Genomic DNA, 17261 nt, shown 5'->3' with positions numbered 1-17261 from the left:
GCTGTTAGGTACAGTCCTGCTATGGGCAACGATTACACGACTGACGTTCCGGACGACGTCCTTTCCGTCTGGGTTGCCGGCTGGTCTGCCTGCCGGGGTTACTCCTCCGAAGAGGTTGCCGGCCACCCCGCGGTGCTGCTGGCCGATAAGACCGGAGACTGGGAATACTTTGCGTTTGAGCCGGGCGATGAAGAGTTCGCCGCGGTGGCCCGCGACACTACCAAGTCCCCGGGACGTATTTTCACGGTACTGACCCGCGATGCGCAGCGGATCCATCAGCTGGCCCCGCAGCATGGTCTCCGCGTGCACCACTATGCCCAGTCGCTGATGGTCACGGACATGTCCGGGCAGGACGCCGAGGATCCGTGGTACCGCGACGCCGATTTCAAAACCGAGGTGGAAAAAACGGGCAACGTCCACCGTGTCCGTGTAGTGCATGAAGGCAACGAGGCGGCACACGGCGTGGTCGCCGTCGTCGACAATTTTGCTGTTTTCGACCACATCGAAACCGACATCAACTACCGCCGCCGCGGATTGGCCACTCACGTGATGCGGGCGCTGATCGCCTCCACCTTCGAACATGTGGTGGAAACCGGTCTGCTGATCGCCTCGTACGACGGACAGATGCTCTACAACCACCTGGGCTGGGACACCGTCTGCGACGTGATGATCCTCAAGCCCGCCGCGGAGAGCTGATCACTTCCGGCTGACGCTGCAGGCGTCTGCGCTGACGCACGGCTGCGGCCGGTCCTGGCCGTCCCGGCGGTCCCGGCTGGAGTGCCGCGTGGCTTCCCGAGGTGATGACACAATATTCGGGTGGCGATGCACGACTCTTTGATTCCGCTGCTCGGTTCCGGTCCGGAGCCCGAGCAGCTGGTGCATGTCCGCGAGCTCCCGGCCAGGGAGGCCGTGGTCGAGCCCTGGCCGGGCTGGGTCCACGACGATGTCCGCGCTGCCTACGCCATGCTTGGCGTGCACCAGCCGTGGCGCCACCAGGTTCAGGCGGCCGAGAGCGCCCACGACGGTCGGCATACGATCATTGCCACCGGCACCGCCTCTGGAAAATCGCTTGCCTACCAGCTGCCGGCGCTGGATGCCATCCACCGGACTGGGCTCGCGGACGCCGTGAGCCTGGAGCCCAATGGTGCCGTCGCCTTGTACCTGGCCCCCACCAAGGCGCTGGCAGCCGACCAGCTGGCAGCGATCAAGTCGCTGAAGCTGCCCACTGTCAGGGCGGAAACCTACGACGGCGACACCGACCCCGGGGCCCGCCGCTGGATCCGGGACCATGCCAACTTCGTCCTGGCGAATCCGGACATGCTGCATTTCGGCATCCTTCCCAATCATGCTTGGTGGGCGCGGTTCTTCCGCCGGCTGCGTTACGTGATCATTGACGAAGCGCACAGCTACCGCGGCGTTTTCGGCTCGAATGTGGCCAACTTGATGCGTCGGTTGCGCCGGATCTGCGCGAGCTACGGGGCCGACCCGGTGTTCATCGGAGCCTCGGCCACCTCCGCGGACCCTGGAACCTCGTTCGGTCGGCTGATCGGCGCCGACGCCGACGCCGTCACCGAAGACTGTTCGCCGCACGGATCCACCACCGTGGCGTTCTGGGAGCCTCAGCTCACGGAGCTTAGAGGCGAGAACGGAGCCAAAGAACGGCGCACGGTGGTGGCTGAGACGTCAGACTTGATGGCCAATTTGGTGTCCGCGCAGGTTCGCACGATCGCTTTCATCAAGTCGCGCCGCGGCGCCGAGACGATTTCCTCTATCACCAAGCGGCTGCTGGACGACGTCCATCCCTCGTTGCCGGGCCGGGTCGCGGCGTACCGCTCCGGCTACCTGCCGGAGGAACGACGCGAGCTGGAAGCCAAGCTCCGGTCAGGGCAATTGCTGGGCGTCTCCAGCACTTCGGCACTGGAACTTGGCATCGATATTTCCGGGCTGGATGCCGTCCTGGTCGCGGGCTGGCCGGGAACCCGCGCCTCGCTGTTCCAGCAGATCGGCCGGGCCGGCAGGTCCGGCCAGGACGCGCTCGCGGCGTTTGTTGCCAGCGACGATCCGCTGGACACGTATCTGGTGCACCACCCCGAAGCGGTATTCGACGTCTCGGTCGAAGCCACCGTGTTCGACCCCTCGAATCCCTACGTCTTGGGCCCCCACCTGTGCGCGGCCGCCCAGGAGCTTCCGTTGACGCCAGCGGACATCGGGTTGTTCGGTGCGGCTGCCCCCGGCCTGCTCGACCGGCTGACGGCCGAGGGCTACCTCCGCCGACGGCCCGCCGGCTGGTATTGGACCCATCCAGAAAGCGCAGCCGCCATGGTCAATCTGCGGGCCGACGGCGGCGGACCGATTAGCATTGTCGAGTCGGAATCCGGCACGCTGCTGGGCACCATGGACTCGCCGCAGTCGCACTATCAGGCGCACAGCGGCGCGGTGTACGTCCATCAGGGCACAACCTACGTGGTGGATGAACTCAACGAGCAGGACCACTGCGCGATGGTGACCCGTGCCAATCCGGACTATTACACGCAGGCCCGCGACATCACGCAGATTGAAGTGCTCGGAGCCGAACGGACCGAGGACTGGGGTGAGGTTCAGGCGTGCTTCGGCGACGTCAAGGTCACCACGAAGGTCATCTCCTTCCAGCGCAAAGCGTTCATCTCCAATGAGATTCTGGGCGAAGAACAGCTGGATCTCGGTGCCCGGGAGCTGTTTACCAAGGCCGTCTGGTTCACCATCGGCGAGCAGCAACTGGCCTCCGCCGGTTTGGTCGCGGCCCGCGTTCCCGGCGCCCTGCATGCCGCCGAACATGCCGGCATCGGGCTGCTGCCGCTGGTGGCCTCCAGCGACCGGTGGGACATCGGCGGAGTCTCGACCGCCCTACACGCCGACACCGGCAAGCCGACGATCTTCGTCTACGACGGGCATCCCGGCGGCGCCGGGTTCGCCGAACGCGGCTTCGAGGCGGCGCGGACGTGGCTGGCCGCCACCCGGGACGCCATCCGTTCCTGCGAATGCGAAACCGGCTGCCCGTCCTGCGTGCAGTCGCCGAAATGCGGCAACAAGAACAATCCGCTGGACAAGCCCGGTGCGGTCACGCTGATCGAGGCGCTGCTCTCCCACGCCGGCCCTGCCCGGGCAGAACGGCACCAGGCAACGGCGGTGTAGCAGGGCGGCACCGCCGCGAAGCCGGACTCCGGCTGCTGCCGCCCCGCCGTCGGTCGTCTATGTCTCCGGCGGCGGCCCAGCCCGTGCCCGGCCTTCGGCATGCGTCCACTCCCCGTTGAGCCATCCAAAGACATCGGGCAGGGCGGTCCGGGAACGCACGTCGACCGCAACACCGCCTGGCCCGGACCGGCTGCACGCGGACAGCTCGGAGCCCTGCTTGCCCGCCACTTCCGCGGCAAGACTGCAAGGGTCGCCTGCCAACAACCCGCGGGCTGCATCGGCACCGGCCAGGGCAGCCAGATCGGCGGCCTTGCCGGCCCGCGCCGATGCCATTCCCGCTTGAAGCACCGAGGCGACCACTGCGAGCATCAGGCACAGCAGCAGCACCAGTCCGACTGCGAGGACCGTTCCGGCCCCGCGGTCCTCGCCGTTTCGGGAGGGAGCGCTGGCACCCGAACGGTGTGAGGCCACCCGCGGCGGCGGAGGCTCGTTATTTGCCACCGCTGCCTGCTCTCGCCGGAACCACCGGCCCGCCGCCTAGCTCGGCGGGTCCGGTGGCTTCGGCGGCCAGCGTCCAGCCGCCGAACTCCGGCCAGGGGCCAGACACCGAGGCTGTGACCCGGACGGTCACCCAGCCGCCGCTGCTGTCCGCAGCCACGACGGCGCCCTCCCCTGCAATCGAGCGGACGGTGTGCGCGGCAGATGCCTCCGACTCGCCGCGGCCCAATTCACGGACCGCCGCCTGCGCCGCCTTCTCCAGATTCAGCTGGACTGCCCCGGCTGCCGCCCCCGCCAACAGGAACGCCAGCACAACGACGACCGCCGGCAGGGCGACGGCGAATTCCGCCGTAACGCTGCCGCGTTCGTCGGCGCCCGGGCCGTTGGCGCTCGCACCGCGCCAAGGGTGACGGCCAGGCCCGCGGCGGCTTCTCATCTGTCAGACCGCCGTTAGCGCCAGTTCCACCAAGCCCGTGAGCATGCCGCGGACTTCGCCGCTGCGCAGGATCAGGACCAAGAGACCGGCGAAGGCTACGGCGGCAAGCGTCGCTATGGCGTACTCGGCGGTAGCCATCCCTGCTTCGGAGCCGCCCAGCTGGCGCCAGGTCTTCCGGGTCAGCCGGTTCTGTCCGCCGCCGGGAAAGGCAATCACCTCCGCCAAATTATCGGTTTCATCATGTTCGGCCTCGGGTCCTTCCGCCGGCGGCGGGTTCAGCGGCAGCCGGTTCGGGGCTGTCCGATCCCGCCAATTAGCCAGTAACAATGACATGTTTTCCTCCTGGATGTGACCGCCGGATTGCGGTTATTCGAGCTTCTCGGACATCGTCATGAACCCGGCAGAGCCCATCTGGTGATGGTGCACAACATGCGGCCTCGGATGCACTGTGGAGGAATGCTTAGAACCGGGGCACGAGGGCGACCAGTACCGGCACAACTCCCAGCGCGATGAAGGAGGGCAGGGCACATAGGCCCAGCGGGAGGACGAGTTTTGTGCCAAGCGCAGCCGCCCGCTGCTGGTCTTCCTGTCGCCGCCGCCGGCGCAGCTGGTCGGCCTGGGCAAACAGCACCGCTGCAGACGGAGCGCCCGTAGCGGCACCGAAGCGTAAAGCGTCGCGGAGCAGGTCCAGCCCGCTTCCGCGTCCGCCGAGCGCCCAGGCCTCCTGCCAGTCCACCCCCAGCAACAGTGCCGAGGCGACCCGTTGCAAGGCTATTTGCTGCGGTCCGCGAGTAGTGGCAGCAAGGGCAGCCACGGCATGAGGCAGGGACAGGCCCGCGGCCAGCATGGCGCCCAGCAGGTCCAGGTGCAGCGCCGGATCTTCGGGCGCTTCGTTCCCACCGTCACTCCCCCGGTCTGCGCTCGTGGCCCGTCTGGCAGCGGTTGGAGCCGCTCCGGACAGCCCCGGCCACAGCAATATGGCGGCGCCAAAGAGCAGCACGCCCGTTAGGACCGCGATCACAGGGCGTCCGGTCCGGCTGCCCGTCGGACAAGTTCGCGCGACCAGAGGCGTGCACCTATCATCAATGCTGCCCCGACGACCAGGACCGGCCACCCCGACGCCGACAGCAGCAGCGTGCCAAGGGGGTCGGCTCCCATGGCGGTTCCGAGGCCGAGTCCCAGCAGCGGCAGCCAGCCGAGCAGGGTGGCCGTCGCCTTCGGTCCCGCCAGCGCAGTCCGGCGCGCAGCCCTGCCATCGAGCCGATCCTGCAGGTGCCGCGCATAATTCTCCAGCAGCAGCGCCAGGGGTGCCCCGGTCCTTTCGGAAACCTCCCAGCAGGAGGCCAGGTCATGCCACATGCGTTGTGTCGCGGCGGCGGCAGCGTCCATCCGCCTGCCCTTGGCCGGCTGCGGTCGGCGCAGAACCGGCCCGATGCCCAGTCCCAGTGCCGCGGCTTGTGCCGCCGCCTGAAGACTGGGCAGCACCAACGCTGCCGCTCCCGCCGGCGCACCTGATTCCGGCCCCGTCCGATCTGGTTTTCGGCTGCCCTGCGGCTCTCCGTCAGGCGGTCCCGGTACAGCGTAGACCGCGAGCATGTCCGGCCACAGCTGTACCGGGGTGCGCCCCGAACGCAGCAGCGCGGCCAACTGCCGCACGAACAGGGGCAACTGGTCCAATTGCGCCGCGGCGACTTGCCGCCGCCTGCCGTTGATGAATGCCCTTCGCCGGGAGCCCGCTTCCATCTCCGCTGGGCCGGCCTGCCTCCACGGCAACAACAGCAGGCAGGCGGTCGCCGTCAGCAGGAACACCACAAACCCGGTCACGGGAACAGCCGTCCGCGGAGTTCGTCCCAGCCATGGCAATGCCGCACACCGGCTCCGTCGGCGGCCAATGCCGTGATCGTGTGCAAGCGTCCGGCATCGTTGGTTTGCAGCAGGCAAACTTCCTGCACGCAACGCCCTGCATCGGTCCGCTGCATCGAAATCACCAGGTCCAGTGCGCTTGCTGCCTGCAGCGCAATCGAGTCGGCGTTCATGCCTGCGAGCGCACCCATGGCAGCCAGCCGCGCCGGTACGGCTGCCGCCGAATTCGCGTGGATGGTGCCCCCGGCGCCGGCATGGCCGGTGTTCATCGCGGCCAGAAACTCCCGGACTTCTCCACCCCGGCACTCCCCGACGACCAGCCGGTCCGGGCGCATGCGCAGGGCCTGCCGGACCAACTCCGCCATCCCGACCGCCCCAGTGCCCTCGACATTGCTGGTCCGGCTCTGCAGACCCACCACATGCGGATGGCCCGGATTAAGTTCGGCGGCGTCCTCCACCAAAACCATCCGTTCCTGGGGGGAAGCGGTCCCCAGCATTGCCGCGAGCATCGTGGTCTTGCCGGATCCGGTTGCGCCACAGATCAGGAAATTCAGGCGCTGGAGCACGATGGCTTCAAGGTACGGCTGCCACTGCGGGGCGGCGACGAGCAGTTCCGCAAGTGCGAAGCGACGCGGCCGGTGGAGACGGATCGACAGCAGTGTGCCGCCGGTCGAAACCGGCGGCAGCACGGCATGGACCCGGTAGCCCGCGAGGTGTACATCCGCGCACGGATTTCCGTCGTCGAGCCTGCGCCCGCCGGCCGCGACCAAACGTGCGGCCAGCGCCCGCACGTCGGCATCGCTGCCAAAAGCGATCTCGGCCCGACGCAGGCCTCCTTCGCCGTCGGTCCAGACGTCGTGCGGGCCGTTCACCAGAATGTCCGTCACCCGGGCCTCGGCCAGCTGCTGCAGAGGCCCAAGCCCGCGTAGCTCCGCGGACAGTGAGTCGACCGCCTGCAGCGTGCCGGCCGTTCCCAGCAGCCGACCGCTCGACTGGACCGCTGCCGCCAGTCGAGCCCCGGTCACCGGCGACGGGTCCGATAACACGGCGCTGCGGAAGGGCTCCAGGCTGATGCCGCGGGCCTCGGCCGGCGCAGCCCGCCGCCCCCGACCAACGCCGTTCATGGCAGCCTCCCCGGTTTGTGTCCCGTATCCAGCCGGTCCAGCACACTGGCACACAAGGACCGGATGCGCCTGTTGGACGCCAACTCCGGCAGTCGTCCGTCGCGCTGGCAGGCCGGCACCGCCCGTAGATGCGGCAGATATCCAGCCAGCGGCACACCCAGCCCATCGGCAATCAGTTGTTCGTCGGTCCCTGCCGGCAGCGGCCCCCTGACCACCACGTGTACATTGGCACCGGTGCCGACTGCAGCCGTTACAGCAGTCGCTGCGGCCCGGCGGGAGCGGCAATCTGCTCTGGTCAGCAGAACAATGTCGTCCGCCGGTGAACCAATGTCATGCCCCGTCCCCAGCCGTCCGGCGTCGATCACCACCAAACCAAAAGCGCCCGCGGCGGCCGCCATGATCGCCGCCGCAGTGTCGATCGCCGGCGTCTCCGGAAGGAATGCTTCCCCTGTCCCGGGCCAGGACAGCAGGGAGAAGCCGGCGATCGCAGGCAGCGACGCCGCCAGTTGCACCGGGTTCACCGTCCCCTGCACTTCCGTCAGATCCGGCCAGACCAGCCCCGGAACGTCGGCGGCGCCCATGGCCGACGAGAGTCCGCCGCCCAGCGGATCCCCATCCACCAGCACCGTGGCTGTTCCGGAACGTGCTGCGGTGGCGGCCAACCATCCGGCCAGAGCCGAAGCCCCCACTCCGCCGCTGGCCCCGTGAACGGCAACCAACTTCCCTGTAGTTTCACGCCGCCAGGTCCGGCTCAAGTATTCAGCCAGCCACGCCGCGCCGTCGGGCAGCACAGCGACCCGGCCCGCACCGGTCGAGGCCGCCAAGTCCCAGAGGGCCGGCGCCTCATCGATGAAACCGACCACGATGACTTCGGCACTGGTCCGCGGTACCCGCGCGTACCCGGTTCCCAACAGCACCGGGGTGGCTCCGGCAGCGGACACCGGCGCTTCCCTCGGGGACTCGGGGCGAAGGGCCAGCCCAGCCGCCGCGGCAATCCGAGCGATGTCATCGCGCAACCGGTCTGTCCCGCCCAGGAGCACGACGTCGGTCGCTTCCGCCGGTCTCCAAAGCGTCCGTTCGTTGACCGTCTGGTGTCTTGGCATGCTCCGATCGTCCCGTGAGTCCGGCCGGTGCCGGTCCCGGGTGCCGACCGATGTGTACGGCGGCGGCCTGCCGTGCCTGTGTGGAGGACAGGTCAGGGGAGAATTGAGGCGTGTACATCGTCCTGGCCCCCGCAGCGCGAAACATTCCTGTGCCCGCGGGGACGGAGCCGGAAGCGTACCTGCAGCGCACCGACGCGCACGGCGCACCCGCCGGGCCACCCGCCGTCGTACCCGCCGGAAAATTGGCCGAGACGGTCCGCGGCCTAGATGCAGGTGCCCCTCGCTGGGTCTTCGACTCCACCCGCGACGCTTATCTGCCGCTGCTCGCCGCCGGAACGGGCGTGGACCGCAGCCACGATCTGGCGTTGGTCCGCAGCATCCTGTCACTGTCCGTCTATACCCCGGACACGGCATACATCCGCGCGCTCAGGGAGGAACCGATAGCGCACCAGGATGATGAACTCCCCCGTCATCTGCCGCCGCTGCAGCAGTCCCCGGACCAATTCACACTTTTCGACGAGCCGCGGGCGGACGGGACGGCTTTGGAGGACCTGGTGGCCGAGTTGCAGGACCAGTTGGCCGCTGTTGCTGCCTCGCCGCAGCGCGCCCGGCTGCAACTGCTGCTGGCAGCCGAATCGGCCGGCGCCCTGATCGCCGCCGAGATGGAGCACTCGGGCGTGCCGTGGAGCGAGGATATCCACTTGGACATTCTCTCTTCCCACTTGGGTGAGCGGCCGAGGGAAGGCCAGCGGCCGGAAAAACTGGAGGATCTCGCCGTCAAGCTCGGACAGGAGCTAGCCAATCCCAGCTTCAGCCCGGACTCCCCGCAGCAGCTCATCCGTGCCCTGCACCGGGCCGGCATCGAGGTCAAAACCACCAGTTCGTGGGAGTTGAAGGAGCATTCCCATCCGGCGATCGAACCGCTGCTGCAGTACCGCAAGCTCTCCCGTCTGTTCACGGCCAATGGCTGGGCGTGGCTCGATGCGTGGGTCCGGGACGGCCGTTTCAGGCCCGAGTACGTTGCGGGCGGCGTGGTCACCGGGCGTTGGGCCTCGCGCGGCGGGGGTGCCCTGCAGATACCCGGCCAGATCAGGGATGCCGTCCGTCCCGACCCCGGCCGCAAGCTCCTCGTCGCTGACGCAGCTCAATTGGAACCGCGTGTGTTGGCTGCACTGGCGCAGGACTCCGCCTTGGCAGCGGCAGGGCGGGACAAAGACCTCTATCAGGGCATTGCCGACGCGGGCTTCGGCGGTGACCGGGCCAAAGCGAAGATCGCCATGCTGGGTGCCATGTACGGTGCGACCACCGGTGAATCCGGCCGGCTGATGCCGCAGCTCACGCGCACTTATCCGCAGGCCATCGCGGTGGTCGAACGAGCGGCACGGGCCGGCGAGGCAGGCCAGGTGGTCAGCAGTTACCTTGGCCGCAGCTGCCCTCCGCCGTCTGACCGGTGGCTGGCCGCGCAACGGACCACCACCGCGGAAGAGCAGCGACGGGCCGACGGCCTGGCTCGAAGCCGCGGCCGCTTCACGCGCAACTTCGTGGTGCAGTCCACTGCTGCGGAGTGGGCACTCTGCTGGCTGGCGGAATTACGACGACGGCTGCGCGGATGCGCTGCCGAGGGCACCTCTGTGGGGGACATGGTGTTCTTCCTGCACGACGAGGTCATGCTGCATGTCCACGAGGACCGGACGGACATGGCCCGTCGGCTGGTCGAAGAATCGGCCGCGGCGGCCACCCGCTTGGTCTTCGGCCGGATCCCCGTGGAGTTCCCGGTCAGTGTTGCCGTCGTCGATTCCTACGCCGACGCCAAGTAAATCCTCCGGGCCCGCTCGGAGTGGAAGGTTATCCACAACGCGGACCTTTGCCATGGTCGGCCTCCTCCTTCCACCGTAGCGTTGAGTCCCTCGGTGGGCGGCCGCCGGTCGGCGGTGCTGGAGGAGGGATGCCGATGGGAATGCTCGCCATTGATACTGCCGCCCTGGCGCAGTCCGCAGCGGCGGCGGGAACGGCAGCCGCGGGCTACGAGAACTTACGGGAATCGGCAAACGGCCGGTTGGGCGTGGGCGCTGGGATGTCGGGATGGGAGGCCGACGCTTCGTCGTGGGGCCATGCCTACGACCGGGACGCAGCGCTGCTGCTGCGCGGAATTGAAGGACTTGTTGGCGCCTACGGCCGGCTCCGCTTCTCCACGCAGTGCGCCGCGGCGCTCTACCGGTTCGCGGAACATGCGGCCGCGGGATCCCCCGCAGCCTTCGAACAACCGGCTCCCCCGCACGGCGAGCGCTGCCTTCCCTTGCCGGAGTCAGCCGTTGGCGGCAGGTTTCCGCTGCCTCCGGAACTCGGGCAGCTGATCGCCGATGCCGCCGGCGTGCTGTGGCCGTCCGGCGACGCCGCCGCAGTGCGCAGCATAGCCGGCGTCTGGCAGGACATCGGCCGAGAGGCCAGGACACATGCGGCCGTCGCCGACCGAGCGGCGACGCACGCGCTGTCCGGCCTTCGCGGGACGGATGTGCTGCTGCTCCTCGATGCACACGGTGAACTCACGACGTGCGCGTCCGTGCTGGCCGACGGTTGTGACGCCCTCGCCGAGGGATGCAACGAGTATGCCGGGGCGGTGGAACTGGCGCACCGGCAACTGGTTGAGGAGGCCACCGCATTTACCCGCGACGTCGCCCTGACCTTGGGTGTGAGCCTCGCGCTGGCACCGGTCAGCGCAGGGCTCTCGGCCTTTATCTCCGGCGCCGCCGGTGCTGCACGGCTGGCTGCTGCGGCATCCATTTTCCGTTCGGTGGTCGGGGCGCTGGGTGCAGCGTCCGCGCGGGCTGTCGGCACCAGTACCGCCGCGATGGCACGGATTGCCGCCGCGTCACACCGCATGCGCGGGATCGCTGCTTCCTCCACAACTGTCACGGCCCGCGGGATGGTCAAGGCCTCCAATCGTGCAAAGCTGGCCCTTGCCTCCGAGAACATGGCGGCCGCCCGGGCTCTGGCGCGCCGCCACGGAGACTCCGTCCTCGGTGTGCTGGCCGCCGGCCCGGAAAGCCTGGTACTGCAGCTTGCCGGCCAGACCGCCCAACGCCGACTGACGGCGCAGCTGGCGCCGCAGCTCTTCTCCCCGGTGCCCACAGCGAACCCAGTGACTTCCGTCCTCAAGCCGGGGAGGTTGGTGCCGTTCGTTTTCTCCGTTTTCACGGCCTACAACTGGGCCCAGCGGGCCGACAGCGCGTGGACGCTTTCGTCGAAGGACTCCTGGTTGAAACAAGTCCTGGGCGGCGGCCGCGCTGTGCCGCCGGCACGGGACCATCACTCGCCAGCGCCGCGCCCCGGGCCTGCGCCAACCCCGATACCGCGCCCGGGACCCGCGCCGACCCCGGCACCCCGCCCGGGACCCGCGCCAACCCCGGCACCCCGCCCGGGACCCGCCCCCATGCCACCGCTAAAACCGGGCTCCGCGCCAACGCCGCCGCGACAACCCACGCCCGCGCCGCTGCCTCGCACAGCGGCCACTGCCGGACCAACGGATCCCTTCCGGTCGTCCGCCGGCCGCCCTGCGCGGCCAGTCCCGCCGCCTGCGACGGCTCCCCCGCCGCGCGCAGACGCGCCTACGCCAGGCATCCGGGATATCGTCAGTCGTCGCCAGGGGGCGAAGCGATCGGGGCCGGGATCTCTTGGGACGTGTCCCATGCCAAAGTCCAGCCCAGATCATCAAAAAGATGGCTCAGTAGGATCGCGGTAAAGCCCCAGACCACCACTCCGTGGACCAAGAACGCCGGACTGCGGAAGATCTGGCCGCCGCGCCGGAGCACCGACATTCGCCGGTTGGCAGGATCCAGCAGGTCCGCGACCGGGACCCGGAAAACCTGTGCGGACTCAGCGAAATCCACCACCGCCACCGGCGAGGGAGAAGCCCACCAGGCAAGGACGGGAGTGACCAGGAAGTTGCTGACCGACAGCGGGATGTCCGGCAGGACTCCCAGAACCTCGACTCCCGTAGCGTCCAGCCCGGTCTCTTCCACCGATTCACGCACGGCGGCAGCGACAGGGCCGTCGTCGTCGGGATCAATGGAACCACCGGGAAAGGCCACCTGACCTGGATGCGAAGAAAGATTGGCCGCGCGCTCCACGAAGAGCACGTCAAGGTCATCCGGTACGGCGGAATCGTGAAAGTGCGCCGGCGCATCGTCCAAGGCACCGAAGAGCAGGAGCACGGCTGCTGGCCGAACCGCTTCCGCGTCCAAGGCGACGTCGTACCACCGCTCGCGTTCACGGACGGAGAGCCGCTGTTCCATCGGCAGCTCCATCAACCGCTGCAGATCCTTTTTGGCGCTCACAGTCAGGCTCCCAGCGGGAAACCTGCGGCGCGAAGCTCCCTGCGGGTCTCACCGGCCATCATCCGGGCCAGGAGTTCTTCACGTCCTGGGGCCAGCTCGTACTTCAGCAGTTTCCGTGCCTTCTCCGGGTCGACTTCCCCTTCGCCATAGGCCGGACACCATTGGGCCACCGGGCAGGCGCCGCAGGCCGGCTTGCGGGCGTGGCACACGCGGCGGCCGTGAAAGACCACGTGGTGGGAGAGCATGGTCCAGTCCTTGGGTTCGAACAGCTCCGCCACGTCGAATTCCACTTTGACTGCATCGGTGGAATCGGTCCAGCCGAAACGGCGCGACAACCTGAGGAAGTGTGTGTCCACGGTGATGCCCGGGATGCCAAAGGCATTGCCAAGCACTACGTTGGCGGTCTTGCGTCCTACGCCGGCGAGCTTGACCAGGTCATCCAGGTTGCCCGGGACCTCACCATCAAACTCATCGACAATCTGGCCGGCCATCTTGAGCAAGCTCTGGCTCTTGGCACGGAAGAAACCGGTGGGCTTGATCAGTTCCTGCAGTTCCAGCTCGTCTGCCTCGGCGAGCGCGCGGGCATCCGGATAGCGAGAGAAGAGCACCGGGGTGGTCATATTGACCCGGACATCCGTGGTCTGCGCGGACAAGATGGTTGCCACCAGCAGCTCGAAGGGATTGCTGAAATCGAGCTCGGCCACCGCGTAGGGGTAGTGTTCGGCGAGTTCCTTGTTGATCCGCCGGGCCCGGCGTTTGCGTGCCAGCAGCGATTCTTCAGTCTTGCGCCGGCGGGTTGCCGGCGCCTTGTCAGGCACGCTCAATGTTCGTCAGGTCTCTCAAGACTCCCACCCTGCCGTCCGTGTGCTGGACCAGGAACTCATCCCCCCGGTCTTGCAACGCCAGGATCCATGACCCCGGCTCGACCGTGAACATGACCTGCCCGGTGTTCTCGTCCAGAACCGGTCGGGTGCGTCCGACGGCAAACCAGAAGGCCTCGTACTCCTCATCGGCTTCCTCGTAGTGTTCACGCGTGGCGCTGATCGGAGAGGACGCCGAGGCAGCCTCAGCGGGGGCGCGGTCAGCGGCATTCGATGCGATGGACGGCATGGCCGCGGTCGCCGTTTCGGGGACGGCGTCGGCACGAGTCGCGCCGGTCCGGGCGGCGGTTGGTTCGGCAGCAGCGGTAGCCCCGTCGGCCCCGGCCTGCTCGGCAGCGGCCCCGCCAACCGCTCCGCCGACCGGGACGGCTGTCTCTGCCTGCGGGTCGCCAGCGCGGGTCTGTGCCGTGCCGTTGCCGCGCTCCTGAGCCTCGACGTCTGCTCGGGCAGACTCCGGGACCCGCCGGCCGTCGCCGGGTCCCGGGTTAGGGCTTCCCACCACCGTTTTGGCGGAGTACCCCACATCGCGGGCAACACCGCCTGCCGCGAGGGCACCTGCCCTTGTGGTTGATGAACCGCTCGAGTCCTCAGTTACGGGGATGCCGACGGCCTCCCCGTCTGCGGCACCCGGCGCAACGGAATCGTCGGCTTCGAGTTCCGTGGCCTGCTGGACGCCGGCCGGGGTGGCAGCGGTTTCCCGCCCCGTGGTGTGCGTCGAGGCGTCTGTGGATGACTCCGGTGATTGCGTTGCTTGGGCAGCTGCGGCAGCACCGGCCACCCCGGCTGCTCCGGTGCCGGACGGCGCGGCAAACTGGCCGGTGGACGGCTGTTGCGCGCTGCTTTGGTCCCAGCCCGCGGCAGCCGGGGCTGCGGAGCCATAGGCACCGGCTGCGCCGGCCGAAACGGTCTGATGCTGGCTAGCAGCGTCCGTCCCGTACTCGGCGGCCGCGGAGGCCGGGCGCTGCGCGGCAGGCTGCGGCGCCTTCGGCCTGTGTGCGGCCGGGACGGCATCCCGCGCCACCGGGTGGGCCGGCGTCTCGGGACGGCCCACAAAATCTGCGGCCAACTGCGGGATCCATCGCGCGCAGACGGTCCCGGCGAAGAGCACCAGTGCGCCGATGAATCCAATGATTCCGCTGACGCTGTAGATGGTGACGATGGTCAGGAAGTAGAAGGCCAAGGCCAGAGATGCCACCACCGAGGCGAATTGATCAACAGACAAGGAGCCGATCCGCAGCGGCGTCTGCGGCGCCAAACGGCGGACCACAAAGAGCACCAGCACCACCGCCGGCAGCAGGATGCCCAGCGCCAGCTGGAACAGTCCTGCCGAGTTCCACAAGTTCACACCGATGCCCCGGAGAACTTCGAGCGGCAGCACTGAGGAGAGGAACAGCAGGATGATGCCGATGCCCACCACCAGGTCTCGCGCGGTGAAGGGGCCGGCCACGGCAGTTCCTGCCGTGCCGTGGGTCTGGGAGCTCTGTGACATCGTCGATCCTCCGGGTCGTTGCGGTTGCAGAGCGGGCCCAGCCCACCGTGCAACGTTCTGGCGCTGGTCTCAGCGTAGTCAAGGAACCCACCCTTCACTAGCCGGATCACCGCCGTCGAACGCACTTGCATGTGCCGTTCAGCGCAGATTTGAGACCTTTTGCATCGAGCATTGTGACGGTCAACACTGAGGGAGGCGTACAAAGGATTAGGCTGAAAAGCAGCAGATGCGCCCGGCCGACGAAAGCCGGTGCACGCCAACGACCGCAGCAAAACGAAGGGGCCTTCATATGTCTGAAGCCAACGGAACGCAGACTTCCACCGCCGCCGGCGATGCTTTGGAGAACCTGCTCCAAGAGAACCGCAAGTTTGCGCCTAGCGCTGAATTCGCTGAGGCAGCGGTGGCCAAGCCGGGTGTCTACGCGGAAGCCGAGGCGGACCGGCCGGCGTTCTGGGCCAAGCAGGCCCGCGAGGTCCTGTCCTGGGACACGGACTTCACTCAGGCCTTGGACTGGTCCGGGGCGCCCTTCGCCAAGTGGTTCGTCGGAGGCGAGCTGAACGCGGCCTACAACGCGCTGGACCGGCACGTGGAGAACGGTCTGGGTGACCGGGTGGCCATCCATTTCGAGGGCGAACCCGGCGACACGCGAACCTACACCTACGCGCAGTTGACCGAGGAAGTGAAGAAGGCTGCGAACGCGTTCGAATCCCTCGGCGTGGCCAAGGGCGACCGTGTTGCCGTCTACCTGCCGATGATCCCGGAAGCGGTGATCACCATGCTGGCCTGCGCGCGGATCGGCGCCGTGCACTCGGTGGTGTTCGGCGGTTTCTCCGCCGATGCGCTGCGTTCCCGGATCGACGACGCCGAGGCGAAACTGGTGGTGACCGCCGACGGCACCTGGCGCCGCGGCAAGCCCTCCCCGCTGAAGCCCGCCGTGGACGAGGCACTTTCCGCCCCCGGCCACACGGTGACCAACGTGGTGGTGGTCAAGCGCAACGGCGAACCGGTGGACTGGCACGAAGGCCGCGACCAGTGGTGGGCGGACACTGTGCAGACCGCGTCCGCGGAGCACACCCCGGTGCCGCACGACGCCGAGCACCCGCTGTTCATCCTCTACACCTCCGGCACCACCGGAAACCCCAAGGGCATCCTGCACACCACCGGCGGCTACCTCACGCAGTGCGCCTACACCCACAAGGTTGTCTTCGACCTGAAGCCGGAAACCGACGTCTTCTGGTGCACCGCCGACATCGGCTGGGTCACCGGCCACTCCTACGTCACGTACGCGCCGCTGATCAACGGCGCCACCCAGGTCATGTACGAGGGCACCCCCGACTCGCCGCACCAGGGCCGCTGGTGGGAGATCGTGGAAAAGTACAAGGTCTCCATCCTCTACACGGCGCCGACGGCGATCCGCACCATGATGAAGTGGGGCGACGACATCCCGGCCAAGTACGACCTGTCCTCCATCCGCGTCCTCGGCTCCGTGGGCGAGCCCATCAACCCCGAAGCCTGGATGTGGTACCGGCGCGTCATCGGCGGCGACAAGGCACCCATTGTGGACACCTGGTGGCAGACCGAGACCGGCGCACACATGATCGCCCCGCTGCCCGGCGTCACCGCCACCAAGCCCGGTTCCGCGCAGGTCGCCGTGCCGGGCATCGCCGTGGACGTGGTGGACGAGCTCGGCGCTTCCGTCCCGGCCGGCCATGGCGGCTACCTGGTGATCCGTGAGCCGTGGCCGGCCATGCTGCGCGGCATCTGGGGCGACCCGGAACGGTTCAAGGAAACCTACTGGTCCCGGTTCGAGAACATGTACTTCGCCGGCGACGGCGCCAAAAAGGACGACGACGGCGACATCTGGCTGCTCGGCCGGGTGGACGACGTCATGAACGTCTCCGGCCACCGGCTCTCCACCACCGAGATCGAATCAGCCCTCGTTTCCCACCCCGCGGTTGCCGAAGCCGCCGTCGTCGGAGCAAAGGACGAAACCACCGGCGAAGCCGTCGTCGCCTTCGTGATCCTGCGCGGCAACGCGGCGGAAGACCCGGACATCGTCGCCACGCTGCGCGCACATGTCGGCAAGGAGATCGGTCCGATCGCGAAGCCGCGCACCATCCTGGTGGTGCCGGAACTGCCCAAGACCCGGTCCGGCAAGATCATGCGCAGGCTGCTCAAGGACGTGGCCGAAGGACGTGAAGTCGGCGACGCCACCACCCTGGCCGACAACACCGTCATGCAGCAGATCGCTGCCTCGCTGAAGGCCTGACACCCAGCCCAGGCACACGCCGGGGGCTGCCCGCTCACCTTCTGGGCGGGAAGCCCCCCGGCGTTGCCTTGCACTGCCACACCACGCGTAACA

15 protein-coding genes are annotated in these 17261 nt (G+C 68.1%); 5 read left to right on the top strand and 10 right to left on the bottom strand.

Annotation, left to right across the window (positions count from 1 at the left end; genetic code table 11):
- Positions 1–21: 21 nt before the first annotated feature.
- Complete coding sequence (locus tag MNQ99_RS04210; RefSeq protein ID WP_127512908.1) at positions 22–696, top strand: GNAT family N-acetyltransferase; 675 nt, start codon at positions 22–24, stop codon at positions 694–696.
- 120 nt (positions 697–816) lie between these two features.
- Entirely contained in the window at positions 817–3171 is a 2355-nt protein-coding gene (locus MNQ99_RS04205; protein WP_241914560.1) for a DEAD/DEAH box helicase, read from the top strand.
- A 57-nt stretch (positions 3172–3228) separates the two neighbouring features.
- On the opposite strand, the gene MNQ99_RS04200 is transcribed toward MNQ99_RS04205, so the two are convergent.
- The 7 genes from MNQ99_RS04200 to ssd form a co-directional block, all read right to left on the bottom strand.
- Complete coding sequence (locus MNQ99_RS04200) at positions 3229–3672, bottom strand: Rv3654c family TadE-like protein (RefSeq protein WP_241914559.1); 444 nt, start codon at positions 3670–3672, stop codon at positions 3229–3231.
- A complete protein-coding gene (locus tag MNQ99_RS04195; protein WP_241914558.1) occupies positions 3662–4105 on the bottom strand; it encodes a TadE family type IV pilus minor pilin in 444 nt (147 codons plus the stop codon). The genes MNQ99_RS04200 and MNQ99_RS04195 overlap by 11 nt, the downstream gene beginning before the upstream one ends.
- Positions 4106–4108: 3 nt before the next feature.
- Positions 4109–4438: a DUF4244 domain-containing protein gene (locus MNQ99_RS04190; RefSeq protein ID WP_241914557.1), complete on the bottom strand. Its 330-nt coding sequence runs from the start codon at positions 4436–4438 to the stop codon at positions 4109–4111.
- A 127-nt stretch (positions 4439–4565) separates the two neighbouring features.
- Complete coding sequence (locus MNQ99_RS04185) at positions 4566–5126, bottom strand: type II secretion system F family protein (protein WP_241914556.1); 561 nt, start codon at positions 5124–5126, stop codon at positions 4566–4568.
- A complete protein-coding gene (locus MNQ99_RS04180; RefSeq protein ID WP_241914555.1) occupies positions 5123–5929 on the bottom strand; it encodes a type II secretion system F family protein in 807 nt (268 codons plus the stop codon). Before MNQ99_RS04180 ends, MNQ99_RS04185 begins: the two co-directional genes overlap by 4 nt.
- On the bottom strand, positions 5926–7092 hold the full coding sequence (locus tag MNQ99_RS04175) for a TadA family conjugal transfer-associated ATPase (protein WP_241914554.1): 1167 nt from the start codon (positions 7090–7092) through the stop codon (positions 5926–5928). Before MNQ99_RS04175 ends, MNQ99_RS04180 begins: the two co-directional genes overlap by 4 nt.
- Entirely contained in the window at positions 7089–8195 is a 1107-nt protein-coding gene (gene ssd / locus MNQ99_RS04170; protein WP_241914553.1) for a septum site-determining protein Ssd, read from the bottom strand. Before ssd ends, MNQ99_RS04175 begins: the two co-directional genes overlap by 4 nt.
- Before the next feature lie 110 nt (positions 8196–8305).
- Here ssd and MNQ99_RS04165 point away from each other — a divergent pair, with 110 nt between their 5' ends.
- Together MNQ99_RS04165 and MNQ99_RS04160 are read left to right on the top strand one after the other, a co-directional pair.
- Positions 8306–10012 carry a bifunctional 3'-5' exonuclease/DNA polymerase gene (locus MNQ99_RS04165; RefSeq protein WP_241914552.1) on the top strand — a complete coding sequence of 569 codons (1707 nt, stop codon included), beginning with the start codon at positions 8306–8308 and terminating at the stop codon, positions 10010–10012.
- A 134-nt stretch (positions 10013–10146) separates the two neighbouring features.
- A complete protein-coding gene (locus MNQ99_RS04160; protein WP_241914551.1) occupies positions 10147–11934 on the top strand; it encodes a WXG100-like domain-containing protein in 1788 nt (595 codons plus the stop codon).
- Here the strand turns inward: MNQ99_RS04160 and MNQ99_RS04155 are convergent.
- From MNQ99_RS04155 to MNQ99_RS04145, 3 genes are read right to left on the bottom strand one after another with little or no spacing between them, the layout of a single operon-like run.
- Positions 11825–12529 (bottom strand): NUDIX hydrolase, encoded by a 705-nt coding sequence (locus tag MNQ99_RS04155; protein ID WP_422387490.1) that lies wholly within the window; start codon positions 12527–12529, stop codon positions 11825–11827. The genes MNQ99_RS04160 and MNQ99_RS04155 overlap by 110 nt on opposite strands.
- A 2-nt stretch (positions 12530–12531) precedes the next feature.
- Positions 12532–13347, bottom strand: a complete 816-nt coding sequence (gene nth, locus MNQ99_RS04150) for an endonuclease III (RefSeq protein WP_241914550.1) — start codon at positions 13345–13347, stop codon at positions 12532–12534.
- Positions 13340–14899 (bottom strand): hypothetical protein, encoded by a 1560-nt coding sequence (locus MNQ99_RS04145; RefSeq protein ID WP_241914549.1) that lies wholly within the window; start codon positions 14897–14899, stop codon positions 13340–13342. The genes nth and MNQ99_RS04145 overlap by 8 nt, the downstream gene beginning before the upstream one ends.
- Before the next feature lie 289 nt (positions 14900–15188).
- Here MNQ99_RS04145 and acs point away from each other — a divergent pair, with 289 nt between their 5' ends.
- A complete protein-coding gene (acs, locus tag MNQ99_RS04140) occupies positions 15189–17168 on the top strand; it encodes an acetate--CoA ligase (protein ID WP_241914548.1) in 1980 nt (659 codons plus the stop codon).
- Positions 17169–17261 lie beyond the last annotated feature (93 nt).

Origin of the sequence: Arthrobacter sulfonylureivorans, from assembly GCF_022637435.1 — a bacterium.
Taxonomy (GTDB): domain Bacteria; phylum Actinomycetota; class Actinomycetes; order Actinomycetales; family Micrococcaceae; genus Crystallibacter; species Crystallibacter sulfonylureivorans.
This window is presented reverse-complemented; position numbering and strand designations above follow the sequence as displayed.

Coding starts and splice junctions, on each gene's coding strand:
- MNQ99_RS04160 (WP_241914551.1), top strand. CDS start 10,147: ATGGGAATGCTCGCCATTGATACTGCCGCCCTGGCGCAGTCCGCAGCG.
- MNQ99_RS04145 (WP_241914549.1), bottom strand. CDS start 14,899: ATGTCACAGAGCTCCCAGACCCACGGCACGGCAGGAACTGCCGTGGCC.
- acs (WP_241914548.1), top strand. CDS start 15,189: ATGTCTGAAGCCAACGGAACGCAGACTTCCACCGCCGCCGGCGATGCT.
- MNQ99_RS04195 (WP_241914558.1), bottom strand. CDS start 4,105: ATGAGAAGCCGCCGCGGGCCTGGCCGTCACCCTTGGCGCGGTGCGAGC.
- MNQ99_RS04190 (WP_241914557.1), bottom strand. CDS start 4,438: ATGTCATTGTTACTGGCTAATTGGCGGGATCGGACAGCCCCGAACCGG.
- MNQ99_RS04175 (WP_241914554.1), bottom strand. CDS start 7,092: ATGAACGGCGTTGGTCGGGGGCGGCGGGCTGCGCCGGCCGAGGCCCGC.
- ssd (WP_241914553.1), bottom strand. CDS start 8,195: ATGCCAAGACACCAGACGGTCAACGAACGGACGCTTTGGAGACCGGCG.
- MNQ99_RS04210 (WP_127512908.1), top strand. CDS start 22: ATGGGCAACGATTACACGACTGACGTTCCGGACGACGTCCTTTCCGTC.